The following is a 15,802-nucleotide window of genomic DNA, read 5'->3' as shown; positions in this document are numbered from 1 at the left end:
CGTATAGCCACACTAAAGCCGAGCGTTTTAGCCATTTTATACACTTTTAAAAAAGCACCGATGACCCTTCACATAAGTCGCCTGAATACTAAAATCGCTGTTTAAAATAGCAAAATTCGCTTGCTTACCCTCCGCTAACGACCCCACTTGGCTGGCAATATTAAGAAATTGCGCAGGCACAATACTGGCCATATTTATCGCCTCACGCAGCTCAACACTGCCTAATTGATGCATATTTTTAACTGCTTGCTCAAGCGTTAAAGTGCTGCCAGCTAACGAGCCGGAGGCTGTTCTCGCCACACCTTGTTGCACAACAACATCCATTTTACCCAATTTATACTCACCATCATTTAGCCCACCAGCATTTATACAGTCACTGATCAACGCGATTTTTTGCGGGCCTTTGAGTCTATAAATTAACTTTAAAATAGTAGGATGAAGATGCACACCATCAGCAATAACTTCCACCAGCGCGTTGTCATCCATTAATACCGCACCCGCGCAACCTGGGTCGCGATGATGAATGCCGCGCATGCCATTAAAAACATGTACCCCACCGCATGCGCCATGCTCAAGCGCGTTTTGAGTTTGTTCATAATTGGCATCACAATGACCAAGCATGACCCGAATTCCTTGCGCTGTCAGGTATTCAATTAATGCATTTGCGCCTGGCTTTTCTGGCGCCAACGCAACCACTTTTAAGCTACCAGTGGCTGCATTAATCATCGCTTCTAGATGCGACTGCGATAGATCTAAAAAGTAATCTTGATTGTGCGCACCTTTATGGACTTCACTGAAAAATAGGCCCTCACTATAGCCACCTAACACCTGTGCACCGCTAGGTTGCTGCCTGTATGCCTGACCAATTACACTCATAGCATTAAGTGTTTGTTGCCAATCGGTAGTCACTGTCGTTGCTAAAAAGCCTGTCACTCCATGCTCTGCAAGTGAGCATGAAATCGTTTCGATACTACTCACTTTACAATCAATCACATCACAACCTTCGCGGCCATGAATGTGTAAATCAATTAAACCAGGAATAATTGCAGCATTACCATAATCATCAATAGGCACACCTGCTTTAGGGTTTTGCGTAAAGTGACTAATAACGCCGTTTTTAACTAACATGAAGTGATTTTTAAGCACTCGTTCTTGGCAATAAATTACATCAGCTGTGACGTAAAACACGGATCCAATCATGCCAGCGCTCCCACTTGTTCTTTGGCCAAAATAGCGGCACCGCGAGCGCCACTGGCATCGCCAAATTCAGCAAGCACTATTTTTGGCACCCGAATATCAGCAAAAACATACGGTACGATTGCCTCTTCAAGCTTGCTCATTAGTTCATCAACTAAAGACATACCACCGCCAACTACAATTACCTCAGGATCATAGGCCATAATAATTGCCGCAAAAGTACTGCCTATTAAATCCAAATAACAAGCAAAACTTTGTTGGCAAATTACGTCGCCTTTTCTCAGTCCTTCAACAATTTCAAAAGTGGTTAATACCTCGCTAGCAAAGTGCTGGTAAATTCTCGCCAAGCCAGGGCCTGCAATATAACTTTCAATGCACCCTGTTAAACCACAGCCACATTTTAAAATAGGTAACTGGTACTTTTGCTGTAACACTGCAGAAAGTGCGTAATGGCCGTATTCACCAGCAATTCCTTGCGCACTTTTATACAATTGACCATCAATACACAGCCCACCACCCGCACCAGTACCAAGAATTGCACCGAACACCCGGGTATATTGCAAACCAACGCTGCTGCGCGCTTCTGAGAGTGCAAAACAACGGCAATCGTTTTCGATCGCAACTGGGCGATTAATTAACTGAGCTAAATCTTGCGCGGCATTTTGACCCGTCGCATGAGGCACGTTGGCCGACAGCACTTGTTGGTTCGCATTAACGATGCCTGGCATACCAATACCGACCGCACCGTGACATTGATATTTATGATCGGCACTTAAAATCATACCCACTAACGCATTTAGAAAGTCTTGATAACTATTTTGTGGAGTCGCAACTCGCCATGATTCAAGTTGCTTTAATGTTGCGTCAAATACTGCAAGTTCAATTTTACTACCGCCAATATCAATGCCATAAATATACTGCTTAGTCATTAATGTCACCTTGCTTGAGCGGATAAATCGTCACCCCCTGTACCACTCGGTTTACTTCACCGGTTGGGCATGGGTTATCTACTGTAATACCTAATTGCCATGCTTTATAGAACGATATTATTTGCGCGCAGACCATATAATATAAGCCATTAAATACATCATCTAATTGCTGCCTCATCGCGTTATCTGGAAGCGCCAAGGAATGAACATCAATAGCCTGATTATCGCTGCGTAATTCATTCAACAAATCAATATCGTACTGCTTGGTATAGGTATTAGTTGAGCCAAATAGAACAATTAAGGTTTTATCATCAACCAATGATTTGGGGCCATGACGAAAACCCAGCGGGGATTCAAAATACCCCATAACTTGACCCGCACTGAGTTCTAATAATTTTAATGCTGATTCTTGCGCATAGCCTTTTAAGGATCCTGCACCTAAATACACTAAGCGATGCATCGGCAGTTCAGCCAATGCTTTTAGCTCAGCTAATTTACCAGCAATATTTTTTTCAACCGCTTCTGTAATAGTTAAAACAGCGTTATCTGCATCACTAAATATTGCCACACTTGCCACCAACATTGAGGTAAAACTGCTGGTCATAGCAAAGCTGTGATCAAGTGTTTGCACAGGCATCAATAACGAGAAATAGTTTTCATCTTGCGCTGCTTGTTGATGCAGCGCACCATCGGGGTTACAGGTAATAAGTAGGTGGGCACATTCCTTAACATAATTATTTACAACTTCAACAGCAGCAACACTTTCAGGGCTATTTCCCGAGCGTGCAAACGACACTAATAAAGTTGGCTTGTTTGGCTGTAAATACTGCTCTGGGCAAGCAACCAGCTCTGTACTGCTAACACTTCGGCAAGTAATATCCAATTGTTGATTCAAGTAACCAACAACCGCCTCACCAACATAAGCTGAAGTACCGGCACCGGTAAAAATTATTTGCGCATTTTGCTTATCTAATATGCCCACCAGCCAGCTATCTAGCTGCACTCGTGCAGCTTTCACAATACTAAGTGTTGCTCGCCAACAGTCGGGTTGCTGCATAATTTCTTTTGCAGTCCATAAACTATTTTTAGCTTCTAATAGGGTTTCATCAATTGCTAAATAACTAGACATTACTACCTCACTTACGTCTATTGTTTAAAACACGCATCTGCGTAGCGACTGGTTACTTGCATTATGTGATGAAGTACCAAAGATTTAGGGCTGTTTTGCAGGGTGTTATTTCGCACTGCAAGATACTGCAATGGCATATATTGGCTTAGTAGCGGCAGTGGGATCGGCTGTTTTTGCAGATTGCTGAATAAGATTTCAACTGCGTTTTGATTGCCTGCTTGTCCCCAGTAATAACGAATTCGATCACTAAAACTAAAGCGACGATAAAGCTGTTGCATTGATTGATCAACTTGATAAAAACGCTGCCAATTTTTTGGAAATTGCTGCATATCAGCATCAATAACAGTGCGTAAATGCGAGCACTGCTCAGTGCCTATTAGCGTATCTTCAATATGGCTTAATGCAAATAATGCCTCACGCAGAGCAAATGTAAGCTCTGGACCCACTTTTAAAATCGCAAAGTGGTCATTTACTAATTGTTGATACGCGATGGGCGTTTGATAATCAGTAGAATGTGCTTCAAAGGCAATGCCATCAACGGCCTTTATATATTGTTTTAACTGTTGCGCTTTCGCGCTATCGTAATCAAATACTTGCGTGTTATCAAATTCCACACCAGGCTGTACCACCAAGCCAACGACTCGCTGCCATGCCGATGATAGCCCCTGCCGTAAAAATGCATCATGGTGCAATGCCAGTGTACTAGCAACATGGTCAGTTTCTGTGACTGCAAGTGTATCTATTTGCTCATCGGCACCACCGGGCGGCGGCACCTCAGTACCAATAACATAAACTAAATCACTGTGGCCAAAGGCATCTAATGCTGTTTGTTCAGCTACCGCACATAACTGCGCTGCACGTGTTGCAACTGTTTCATCTGCTAAAATGAGCTCGTCATCGGCGCAGCGCATACTGGTATCTAAGTGAATTTTTTTGAATCCTGCACTGACATAACTAGCGATCAACTGCTCCGCTTTTTGCATCGCTGATTCAGCGCTTTCATCGCACCAACACACAGGGCCTAAATGGTCACCACCGAGGATCAGCTTATCAATTGCAAATGCTTGCTCTGCTGCAAGCTTTTCAACAAATGCCATAAAATCCGCAGGCAACATCCCCGTATAACCACCAAATTGATTGACCTGATTCGCCGTTGCTTCGATTAATAAATAACTATTATCATGTTTGGCTTGCAATATGGCAGCTTCTAGCACCAATGGATGAGCCGAGCAAACGGCATAAATACCCTGTTTTTCGCCGCGTTTATTCGCTGCGATTAATTGCTGTAATATTGTCATTGCAAACCTCTTGTTAGATAATCTTTGTTTAGTTATGAAAGTTAAAGATCGAGAATATGTAACCGCACACCTGCAATTTCGAGCGCGGTTTTTATCTCAGCTGGGATCCCACTGTCTGTTACCAATACATTTATTTCACTGGCGGCAATAATTTTATGCACGCCTTTGCGATTAAATTTACTAGAATCTGTTACTACTATGATCTCTCGTGATACTTCGAACATCACTCGGTTTAGCAGAGCTTCAAGCTCAAAGTGCGTAGTAATGCCAATATCTTTTTCAAAGCCATCAACACCCAAAACTAACTTATCAAAATGATATTGTTGTAAATGCTGTTCAGCTTGGCGGCCATAAAATGACAGAGATTTTTTACGCAGTGTGCCACCAGTCATTAACACTTCAACCGATGGCGCATTGAGTAGTGAGTGCGCCACATTTAAGCCATTAGTCATCACAACCACGCTATGGTGGCTGGTTAGATTTTTAGCGACTTCTTCAGTTGTTGTTCCTGAGTCTAAAATGATCGATTCGCCATCCTTAATTAGACTCGCTGCAAATTTACCTAGTCGCTCTTTAATACCGCGGTTTGCATCGTGTTTTTCTTTTAATGATAACTCTTGAGTCAGACGATTACTGGCAACTGCACCACCACGGGATCGTACCAACAATCCTTTTTCATCCAACTCATTTAAGTCGTTACGAATTGTTACCGTTGACACACCAAACAACTGAGCCAACTCAGGAACCTGCACCCGTTCTTGTTTGTAAACCAATTGCACAATCTCATGACGCCTTTCGATAGTGTTAAGCATGCCCGATCTCTTTCATTGTTAACTTTCATTTATTGTACGCAGCTTTCATTTACTTTCAATTTAATTTTTTACATTTATCTTTAAATATCAAAAATCACACATAACACACTGTAACAAAAGAAGTTAAAATTAAAAACAAAAAGAAACACAATAAAAATGAAAGTAAATGAAAGAACTTTACCTTGCATTGATATTTCATTATGTGTACAAATAAAACCCTGTGAAAACAAATTTACAAATAATAAACAATAAGGCAATATTATGGGCGATCTTAACCGTAGACGATTTTTACAATCAATGGCCGCAATTGCAGCAACCAGCGCGGCTTTGGGTTGTGCTTCTACCACCAATTCCAAATCAATATTAAAAACTGCACAACAAGGGCGCTCAACGCTTGGCTTAATCGTACCTAGAATGGACGTAGTGAGAGTTGGCTTTATTGGCGTAGGCGAACGTGGTGTTGGTGCTGTTAAGCATTTTTGCCATTTAGATGGCGTTGAAATTAAAGCAATTTGTGATACCCACCAGGCCGTTGTAGACAGGGCGGTGAAGATTGTTGTTGATAAAGGCTTTAAAAAACCAGATACCTATGGCAAAAACGATCACGACTACCGCCGCATGCTAGAGCGACAAGATATTGATATTGTTATCATTTCAACGCCATGGCAGTGGCATACGCCGATGGCAGTCGATACCATGGAAAGCGGCAAGCATGCTTTTGTTGAAGTACCAGCAGCAGTGACTGTAGAAGAAGCATGGCAACTAGTCAACACTTCTGAACGCACTCAGAAAAACTGTATGATGTTGGAAAATGTCTGCTATGGCCGTGATGAGCTAATGGTGCTGAATATGGTTCGCCAAGGCGTTTTTGGTGAATTACTCCATGGTGAAGCGGCATATATTCATGAGCTACGCTGGCAAATGAAAGAAATTGACCATAAAACTGGCTCTTGGCGTACTCCTTGGCATGCGGCAGTTGATGGTAATTTATACCCAACTCATGGCTTAGGCCCAGTTTCACAATATATGAATATCAACCGTGGCGATCGTTTTGACTATATAAGCTCGATGAGCTCGCCATCATTAGGGCGTGCCGCGTACGCTAAAAAAGAATTTCCCGCAGATCATAGCCGCAACAAACTTAACTATATTGCGGGTGATATGAATACCAGCATCATTAAAACGGTAAAAGGCCGTAGTATTATGGTGCAACATGATACAACCACACCACGCCCTTATTCTCGTCACAACTTAATTCAAGGCACTAATGGCGTATTTGCAGGCTTCCCTAACCGTATTGCCCTTGAACAAGGTGGCAGTAAAAGCTACCACGAATGGGACTACGATATGGCTGATTGGTATAACAAATACGATCACCCGCTCTGGCAAAAAATGGGGGCAGAAGCTGAGCGTAACGGCGGCCATGGCGGCATGGATTTTTTAATGTTTTGGCGGATTATTTTTTGCCTACGCAATGGCGAACCACTTGATCAAGATGTGTATGACGCAGCCGCGTGGTCAGCCGTTTCCCCGCTATCTGTTGATTCTGTAGCCGATAGAAGTAATAGCAAAGACTTCCCTGATTTCACTCGTGGCCTTTGGCAGCAAGCAAAACCTCTTGGCATTATTTCGTAATTAACCTCACGCGTGTTGGAGAAAAATATACTCAACACGCGTGATAATAACTCAATAAAAAAACAACCATCAACAAGTAAAGTACAGGTAACTATTATGAAAGCACAACGAAAACTGTCCACCCTGTTTTTGTCCATGAGTGCCATTTTCAGTGGCGCTATATTGGCTGCTGAAGAAGACAAAAAAAAGGAAAAAGACGCTGAGACCGAGCAGGTAGAAGTAATCGAGGTTAGGGGTGTTCGTTCGAGTATTAAAGAATCTCTGTATTTAAAACAACAAGCTGTGGGGGTTATGGATGCTATCGTTGCTGAAGATATCGGTAAGTTTCCTGACCAAAACATTGCCGAGGCTTTGCAACGGATGACCGGAATTGCAATTACCCGTAACGGCGGCGAAGGCCAAAATGTTACCGTGCGAGGTTTGGGGGGGGACTACAACGTCACCACCGTTAATGGCCGGCGTATGGCATCAGAGCATTCTAGCCGTAACTTTAATTTTGATTTAATCGCCCCCGAAATAGTGCAATCCCTCGAAGTATACAAATCCCCGCAAAGTAAAACACAAGAAGGCGGTATTGGCTCAGTCATTAATATAAAAACCCGCAAGCCTTTGGATTTAGATGGATTTACTTTATCAGGTAGTGCCAAAGGAATTTATGAGGAACGTACTGGCGACACTAACCCGCAAGTATCTTTTTTAATTAGTGATACCTTTTTTGATGATACTTTTGGCGCACTCTTCACTGCTGTTTATTCTGAACGAACGCAACGTGCCGATTCATATGAAGGTGAAGGTTTTTATGATCCTGATGAGAATGTGGACGTACGCATTCCCATTGATAGTAATGGCAACGGCACACTTGAAGATAACGAGCAGTCATATCCGTCAGTTATTCCAGGCTACGTACGTTATTCAAACTGGCAAGATACACGTGAACGCCTTGGCGCAAGTTTAGCACTGCAATGGCGCCCGTCAGACAAGTTTGATGTGAACTTTGACAGTATCTATTCACAATACGAAACCAATGGTGAGCAATACCAAATTTCATTTGTCACCTATGATGAATCCTGGACTCCAGGCATTCCAGCAATCGGTGAGGTAAAGTTCAATGAAGACGGCAACGTTAATTATGTAGAACTTGTTGATGGCGCTATGGCTGAGCTGTTAAATGTGTCTGTGCCACGTAATACAGATACCTGGCAATGGGGCTTTAATACAGTTTGGTATGCCACAGAAAACTTAACGGTTGATTTAGATATTTCACAATCACAAGCAAAAAATGTTAGTAACGGTAATAACCGCTTTATTGTTGCGCGTGGCTTTGTTGATGGTATCACTATCGACCAAACTGGCAGTAATATGCTACCTGATGTGACAATGACCCCAGCACTGAGTGCAGAACAACCTTTTGGTGCACATTACAGCCACAACTCAGGCACCGATGTGAAAGATCAAATAGAAGAGATCCGCTTAGCAGCAACCTATATTCCCTCTTTTGAACTAGTGAAAGATATTCAATTTGGTGTTCATTACGGTAAACAAACCAAAGAACGCAGTGTTTATAAATCAAAAAATGCATCAATGTTCAGTAATGGTGGCACTTATTTTAAAAACTCAGAATACGACAGTTTTGACGATTCAAGTGTTGAAGAGCTTGGCGGCTTAAATTTATTCCGCTTACCTGCTGATGTACTTGTGCCAGCTAACTTTGATAACTTCTTAGACGGTGAGCCTGGTAAACACCCTGATCCATGGGCAAGCTTTAATTACGACAAACTGTATGCTTTTTATGAATCAATTAATCCACAAGCGGCGCAAGATAAAATCGTCGCTAAAAGTAGTCCAAATGATTCGTTTGCCTTAACAGAGCAAACCTTAGCAGCTTTTGTTGAAACAAATCTGCAAGGTGACTTAGGCAAATTACCTTTCGCACTCAACATGGGCGTTCGTATAATACAAACCGACGTTTCTTCAGATGGCTATACTTTTGATGTTGAAAACGTTCGCTACAATATAACCGAAAAAGATGGCGCATTGAGCTATCGTGTTGATGGCAAAATTGAAGATTACTATACCCGCTCTACCACAGAAGAAAGCTACACTGACGTACTGCCAAGCTTAAACTTTAAGTTGCATCTACGTGATGATTTACTTTATCGCTTTAGTGCCGCAAAAGTGATCACTCGACCAAATTTAGACTACCTATCACCCTATAGCTACTTGAATTTCAACGATGCTGAATACCATGCTTCAAACCCAGGTATTAAGCCACTAAGAGCCAATCAGTTTGATACTACGATTGAATGGTACTTCTCTGACTATGGTGCTTTGACCTTCGCCGCTTACTATAAAGATATTGAATCTGTGATTACTCGCGGCCGTGTGGGCACAGCACAAGTAGGTAATTATTTTAAAGATGGAGTAGCTGTAGAAGGCCCTATTTTTACAAAAATCTCACCTACATCGGAAAAAGGCGCAACAATTTTAGGCTTTGAAACCGCCTATCAACAATCATTTGAAGACATTTTACCTGCGCCATTTGATGGTTTAGGAGTGCAAATAAATTACACTTTCACAGACAGCAGCTATGCTGACAAAGAGCTTGACGACCTGCCTTTTGTTGGCATGTCTGAACACTCTTACAATGCCGTTATTTACTATGAAAAAGAGCACTATCAAACCCGTATTGCATACAACTGGCGCGACGATTACTTAGTCTATCCTGACGCGTGGGGCGGACCAGAATGGGCAGCAGACTACGGCCAATACGACTTCAGTGCCAGTTACAATATCACTGAGAAAGTGCGAGCTGATTTGAGCATAACCAACTTAACCAATGAAAGGCAGTGGTCATATATAAAAACAGAAGAACAAATTCGTCGCTTAGCACGCTATGGTCGCTCGATTAGCCTTGGCTTTTCAGCGTCATTTTAAGCTTATACCCAAACCACCTCAAGATGCAGAATTCACATTTTGAGGAGGCTTGGTTGGGTATACCCTCTTATATTAACGCCGTTTGTCGGCGCTTTTTATGGAGCTCACTATGAGAGTTTTACTATTTATTGGTTCATTATTATGGATCTTACTTTCGCCATTTGCAGTGGCAAACCAAACCACAGATTACTTTATTCCCAGTTATGGCAATAGTGCCACTAGCCATAGTATCGCAGCAAATAAAAAACTGATTAGTGATCTGGGGATCACGCACTGGCAAAACTCTGCAATACCCGTCAATCACTACTTTTACCTGCCAACAAAAGCGGCCTTTAATTTAAAGTTGCGCGTAAAAATTACAGGTGATCGTAGCCAGCTTAAAGTCGATTTTAATCAATATAGTCAGTTAATTACGCTTACTAATCAGCAGTTTCAAGATATCGACCTTGGCGAGTTTCTGCCAGATCAAATTGGATACCAACAGTTGCAACTTACGGGTATCACTAAAACAGCTGACACCTTTGCTGATATTCAAGGGGTGATTGTCACGCTAGATAAAGAGTCGGCGGCACCTTTGTATGTAAAAGATGATATTTATTGGGGTCGTCGCGGGCCTTCTGTGCATTTAAACTACCCCATACCTGATATGACTAAAAACTATCAATGGTTCTATTCAGAGCTGAGCGTACCACAAGGGTATGATCATCAAGGGTCGTATTTTATGGCTAATGGTTTTGCTGAAGGTTACTTTGGTATGCAAGTAAACTCTGACACTGAACGCCGAGTATTATTTTCAGTATGGAGCCCTTTTCATTCTGATGATCCCACTGCTATTCCTGTGGAAATGCGTATTCAACAATTAGCTAAAGGGCATGATGTGCATACCGGTAAGTTTGGTAATGAAGGGTCTGGCGGGCAAAGTTATTTAGTATTTCCTTGGCAAGCAGAACAAACATACCGCTTTTTATTAAAAGTAAATCCAACTGAAAACCTTGCTAATCATACCGACTACAGCGCATATTTTTATGACCCAATTGCCGAAAAGTGGCTGTTTATTGCTTCATTCAGACGCCCAAGTACTGATACATATGTGGCAAGGCCACACAGCTTTTTAGAAAATTTCATCCCTGATGCAGGGCAATTCGAGCGCAAAGCGTTATACAGTAATCAGTGGCTCAGAGATACTCAGGGTCAATGGCACGCTCTTGATAAAGCACAATTTAGCTATGATGCAACGGCTGCCAAACAAGCGCGAATGGATTATCAAGGTGGCTCTGAAAACGCAGGTTTTTACTTGCGCAACACAGGCTTTTTTACAGGCCCAACTAAATTACACAGTGAATTTGAACGCCTAGTTAGTCAAGCGCCAGAGGTAAACTTAAACGCTTTGCCAGATAGCTAAGTCATTTTATAGCGCCGCTCTGGCCGACCTATGCTGCCATAGCTTTGGTCGGCGCTAACTTGCTCAGCTTCTAGTAAATATTCTAAGTAGCGGCGTGCTGTTGAGCGACTTACTCCTACTAAATCGCCCATTTGCTGTGCGGTAAAGGGCGTTTTTTTGTGCTCTTTAAAAGCATCAATAATCTTTTTTAAAGTAAGCTGATCAACCCCTTTCGGCAGTCTAACCGGTGCTTTACTTTGTTCGCTTGAGCCAAATAAAGTGTCGACCATAGATTGGGTCACCTCGTTAGCATCAGACAAACACTGCTGGCGTGACTCAAATCGCGCTAACGCCTGATCAAGTCGATTAAGCATTAAAGGTTTAACCAAAAAATCACAGGCACCTAGCTGCATTGCTTTTTCAAGAGTTTCGACTTCTTTGGCGGCGGTCAGTAGCATCACCTCACTTTTAATTGAACGCCGGCGCAAGTCTGTTAATAACTCAAGGCCATTGCCATCTGGTAGATGAATGTCAAGCAAGATCAAATCTGGCTCTATTGCCTGTAATAGCGCGGTAGCAGTACTGAGGTTTGCTGCAATTCCAACCACTTGATACTGATCTTGACGCAAGCTTTGTCGCGCAGTTTGATTTCCCGTAACCCCATTTGGTAAAAGCAGGTATTGAGCAAGAAGTTGTGCAACTTCTTGCTCATCTTCGATGATAACTACTGAATATGTCATTTTTTATTTCTCTTTTTTAGCGTTGCAATGTGCCGCATTTACTTTTATTGTTTTTCTTCACTCTTGCTTATTACCCAAATTAAAGGCTGTTATTTTGGGATGTAGACGCTTAATCGCGCGCCTTTTAAATCTGACTCACCAATTTCTAAACTCCCCCCACAGGAGTCCAAATTGGTCTTTACTAAATATAAACCAATACCGTGTTCTGCCCCAGCTTTAGAGCTGTATTGTGGAGTGAATATCACTTCATGGTCGTTACCTAAGCCAAAACCACTGTCTTCTACATCGAATAACAGCGTTTTACTGGTTTCATCAACGGTAACTCTTACATACGGTGTGCGTTCGTTACTTGCTCGAATTGCCGCATCGATAGCGTTATCGATCAAATTACCCAGTATTGAGACTACTCGTTCTAACATTTCAGTACGTGCGATGGCACCAAGTAAACTTTCTGGGTTTAACTCCAATACCACGTTTAACTCGCGGGCTTTGTGGTATTTACCCACCAGCAAACCGGCTAAAACAGGATCTTGAATACGTTCTAACAAATGGTGGATCTGTGCTTGGGAACCTTGGCTTTCTTGGCCGATCAATTCAATTGCTTGCTCATTTTTACCCATTTGAATAAGCGCCCCAATTAGATTTAGCTTATTTGAATAGTCATGGGTTTGCACCCTTAGTAACTCGGCAAATGCTTGTACTTTAGTAAGTTGCTGGCTCAAGTATTCAAGCTCATCAGCTGGGCGCAGAGTGAGTAAAATGCCATCCGCTTGCCCTTGTACTTGCAATGAAAAACGTGACAACACCAAACGTTTATCTGCAGCAAACAACTCAAAGCCAACCATTTTACGACGCTGATTTCGTAATAAAAATTCGGCATGCTCTGGCAGTAAATCTTTCAGCGTTAATGACTGATTAATACAGGCAACTGGTTTATCTAAAATTTCGCAGGCGCGCTGGGTCAGTTTGCGTACTCGTCCGTCGGGATCAAGTGCAATAACACCGCTACGCATGGTATTTAAAATAGCGTCTTGCTCTGAAAACAACCTCGCAATTTCATCCGGTTGCAAACCAAAAATAGCATTTCTTACTCGCTGACCAATAAAGATAGCGGCAATAATACTCAAAGTAACTAATAACAAACCCCAAATCATAATTTCAACAATGCGATCACGGATCAACGGCTCAACCGATTGCACTAAAAAACCGACTGAGACCAAACCAATAATATTTTGTTGCTCATCGTATACCGGCACTTTGCCGCGAATAGATTCGCCTAAGCTACCTTGTGCCACAGAGATATAGCGCTCACCTCGCAACGCTGCTTGGCTATCGCCACCCACCATTCGTTTGCCGAGCTTATTGCGATCTGGGTGGACAATTCGATGTGCATTTTTATCACCAATTACAATAAAATCTGCGCCAGTAAGCTGACGCAGATTTTCGATTTCTTGGTTAATTGCCACCAAATCATTGGGATTTTTTAATGCTTTAACAACCTCATCACTCGATGCAATACTGGTTGCCACTGCAAGTGCTTTATCACCAATGTGATCGTGCAAACTTTGTGCGGTAATTCGATACACCAAGCCGCCAAATAACACCGCTTGTAATACACACAGCCCTGTAACCCAAATTATTAATCGCGTTTCTAAACGCTTAGGTTTTGAAACTATGTTTTGCAGCGGGTTTTGCGTCTTGGTGTAGCTCATTTTTTACCTCAATTATGCATGCTCTTGCTTCGCTTTAAGTACCGCTTTATCAGCGCGGCGTTGGCTTATAAAGTCTTTTAATGGAAATAACAACACTAATATTGAGATAACAAAAATGCTCAATGTTAGTGGACGTTCCCATAAGAAGCTTAATGAACCATCTGAGATCATCATTGAACGACGAAAGTTACGCTCAATCATGTCGCCTAAAATAAAGCCTAGTAGTAATGGTGCCATTGGGAAAGCTAGTAATCGTAATACCAACGCCACCACAGCAAAGCCAACCATCATAAATAAATCAAAGGTATTAAAGGAAACTAAATACACGCCAATTAAGCTGAAGAACAAAATCATTATCGTTAATATTGATTTTGGCATCGCTAATACTTTTGCAAAATATGGGATCAAAGGGAGGTTCAGAATCAGCAATACAATGTTACCAAAGTACATGCTAACGATAACCGCCCAAAATACACTTGGGTTTTCTTGCATTAGCATTGGACCTGGCTGAATACCGTAAGCAATTAAGGCACCTAACATAATAGCGGTAGTACCCGAGCCTGGAATACCTAATGTAAGTAATGGTACAAATGAACCGGTACACGCGGCATTGTTCGCTGATTCCGGTGCTGCCAAGCCTCGCAATGAACCTTTACCAAACTTTTCTTTTAAGCCTTTAGGCGCTAAGTTACGTTCCGTCGCATACGCCATAAAACTAGCGATAGTGGCACCTGCACCCGGCAATACGCCAACAATAAAACCAAGTATAGACGAACGGCCAATAACTGGCGCAATATCTTTAATCTCTTCTTTGGTCAATTTAGTTGAACCGATTTGCGGTGTGTCTGAGTCATTAATACTTTTAGTTTCTTTTTTCTCTGGACGCACTACATTAATAAGCGCCTCAGCCAATGCAAAAGTAGCCATTGCCACTAATAAAAAGCTAATGCCATCAAGTAAGTCGGCTTGGCCTAACGTAAAACGCTCTGTACCAGATGATGGATCAATCCCCACAGTGGCTAGCATTAAGCCAAATACTGTCATCATCATGGCTTTTAAAAATTGTCCTTTATTAGAAAACGCCGCGATCGCTGTTAAACCTAAAAACATCAGCACAACGTAATCTGGAGATTGAAAACTCAGCGACACTTTTGCCAACAAGGGGGCTGCAACCATCAATAAAATTGCGCCTATGGTTCCGCCGATAAAGGAAGAGTAAGCAGCTATCGCCAATGCTTTACCTGCATGACCTTGTTTAGCCAGCGGATAGCCATCAAAGGAGGACGCAACTGTGCCCGCCACCCCTGGGGCATTAATTAAAATAGATGATGTTGAACCGCCAAAAATGGCACCGTAATACACCCCCGCCATCAGAATCATCCCTGAATCGGCACCAATGCTATAAGTAATTGGGATCATTAACGCGATTGCGGTAATAGGACCTAGGCCCGGTAACATGCCAATAAACGTACCAACAAAGCAACCCACAATCACATACAATAAATTGTTCCAGTCGAGTACGGTCGACAAACCCAGCATAATTCCATCAAACATAACTTAACTCCACAGGTCGCCAGAAACCAAATAAATACCGAGCACTTGGGTCATTAAAAACCAAAACACTACAGTAACAGGGATAGAGGCCAATAATAAAATAGCCTTACGGCGCTCACCCATAACAAAAAAGCCAACTAATAAAAACGCACTGGTTGAGATTAAAAAGCCAATAGGCTCAAGCGCTGCGCTATATATCACCATCAATATAAGCAACCCGGTAGTTCGCAATACATGTGACTTTTCGAGCACATTATCTTCATCAACGGCTGCGGTTGGTTTAAGTAAAGTAGCCCCGATAGAAAGCAGACAAACGATAATCCCAAATGCCGCATATACTTTAGGTAAAGTGGCAGAAGTAACCGTTTCAAACTCTTCAAATGGGAGTAACGGAATTTGCCATGCAACGATGGCGTAAAGGGTAAATAGCGCCAAGAATAAACTTGGCCCTAGTAGTTCGCGATTTAGCATCTGAGCCTCA

The 15,802-nt window shown here is 42.3% G+C and carries 12 protein-coding genes; 3 read left to right on the top strand and 9 right to left on the bottom strand.

Annotated elements, in window-relative coordinates:
* Positions 1 to 36: 36 nt before the first annotated feature.
* From nagA to agaR, 5 genes are read right to left on the bottom strand one after another with little or no spacing between them, the layout of a single operon-like run.
* Positions 37 to 1,200 (bottom strand): N-acetylglucosamine-6-phosphate deacetylase, encoded by a 1,164-nt coding sequence (gene nagA / locus HHO47_RS07240; protein ID WP_169019694.1) that lies wholly within the window; start codon positions 1,198 to 1,200, stop codon positions 37 to 39.
* Positions 1,197 to 2,126, bottom strand: a complete 930-nt coding sequence (locus tag HHO47_RS07235; RefSeq protein WP_169019693.1) for an ROK family protein — start codon at positions 2,124 to 2,126, stop codon at positions 1,197 to 1,199. Before HHO47_RS07235 ends, nagA begins: the two co-directional genes overlap by 4 nt.
* The gene (locus tag HHO47_RS07230; RefSeq protein ID WP_169019692.1) at positions 2,119 to 3,255 is read right to left on the bottom strand and encodes an SIS domain-containing protein; all 1,137 of its coding nucleotides are present in this window, start codon (positions 3,253 to 3,255) and stop codon (positions 2,119 to 2,121) included. Before HHO47_RS07230 ends, HHO47_RS07235 begins: the two co-directional genes overlap by 8 nt.
* Before the next feature lie 17 nt (positions 3,256 to 3,272).
* Positions 3,273 to 4,553 (bottom strand): D-tagatose-bisphosphate aldolase, class II, non-catalytic subunit, encoded by a 1,281-nt coding sequence (locus tag HHO47_RS07225; RefSeq protein ID WP_169019691.1) that lies wholly within the window; start codon positions 4,551 to 4,553, stop codon positions 3,273 to 3,275.
* 41 nt (positions 4,554 to 4,594) lie between these two features.
* Complete coding sequence (gene agaR, locus HHO47_RS07220) at positions 4,595 to 5,365, bottom strand: transcriptional repressor AgaR (protein ID WP_169019690.1); 771 nt, start codon at positions 5,363 to 5,365, stop codon at positions 4,595 to 4,597.
* Between the two features lie 261 nt (positions 5,366 to 5,626).
* On the opposite strand from agaR, the gene HHO47_RS07215 reads away from it, so the two are divergent.
* The 3 genes from HHO47_RS07215 to HHO47_RS07205 all read left to right on the top strand — a co-directional run bounded on the left by HHO47_RS07215 (position 5,627) and on the right by HHO47_RS07205 (position 11,336).
* A complete protein-coding gene (locus HHO47_RS07215; protein WP_169019689.1) occupies positions 5,627 to 7,000 on the top strand; it encodes a Gfo/Idh/MocA family protein in 1,374 nt (457 codons plus the stop codon).
* A 96-nt stretch (positions 7,001 to 7,096) separates the two neighbouring features.
* Positions 7,097 to 9,934 carry a TonB-dependent receptor gene (locus HHO47_RS07210; protein WP_169019688.1) on the top strand — a complete coding sequence of 946 codons (2,838 nt, stop codon included), beginning with the start codon at positions 7,097 to 7,099 and terminating at the stop codon, positions 9,932 to 9,934.
* Positions 9,935 to 10,043: 109 nt separating this feature from the next.
* Positions 10,044 to 11,336 carry a DUF3472 domain-containing protein gene (locus tag HHO47_RS07205; RefSeq protein ID WP_169019687.1) on the top strand — a complete coding sequence of 431 codons (1,293 nt, stop codon included), beginning with the start codon at positions 10,044 to 10,046 and terminating at the stop codon, positions 11,334 to 11,336.
* Here the strand turns inward: HHO47_RS07205 and HHO47_RS07200 are convergent.
* The 4 genes from HHO47_RS07200 to HHO47_RS07185 form a co-directional block, all read right to left on the bottom strand.
* Entirely contained in the window at positions 11,333 to 12,055 is a 723-nt protein-coding gene (locus tag HHO47_RS07200; protein ID WP_169019686.1) for a response regulator, read from the bottom strand. The two genes, HHO47_RS07205 and HHO47_RS07200, sit on opposite strands and share 4 nt — an antisense overlap.
* Before the next feature lie 89 nt (positions 12,056 to 12,144).
* Positions 12,145 to 13,767 (bottom strand): ATP-binding protein, encoded by a 1,623-nt coding sequence (locus HHO47_RS07195; RefSeq protein WP_169019685.1) that lies wholly within the window; start codon positions 13,765 to 13,767, stop codon positions 12,145 to 12,147.
* A gap of 12 nt (positions 13,768 to 13,779) precedes the next feature.
* The gene (locus HHO47_RS07190) at positions 13,780 to 15,321 is read right to left on the bottom strand and encodes a tripartite tricarboxylate transporter permease (protein WP_169019684.1); all 1,542 of its coding nucleotides are present in this window, start codon (positions 15,319 to 15,321) and stop codon (positions 13,780 to 13,782) included.
* Positions 15,322 to 15,324: 3 nt separating this feature from the next.
* Positions 15,325 to 15,792, bottom strand: coding sequence for a tripartite tricarboxylate transporter TctB family protein (locus HHO47_RS07185; protein WP_169019683.1), 468 nt, complete (start codon positions 15,790 to 15,792; stop codon positions 15,325 to 15,327).
* Positions 15,793 to 15,802: the final 10 nt, after the last annotated feature.

The organism is Pseudoalteromonas arctica (assembly GCF_012927645.1).
GTDB lineage: Bacteria > Pseudomonadota > Gammaproteobacteria > Enterobacterales > Alteromonadaceae > Pseudoalteromonas > Pseudoalteromonas arctica_A.
The sequence above is the reverse complement of the archived record's forward strand: the minus strand, read 5'-3'. Positions and strand labels throughout refer to the sequence as shown.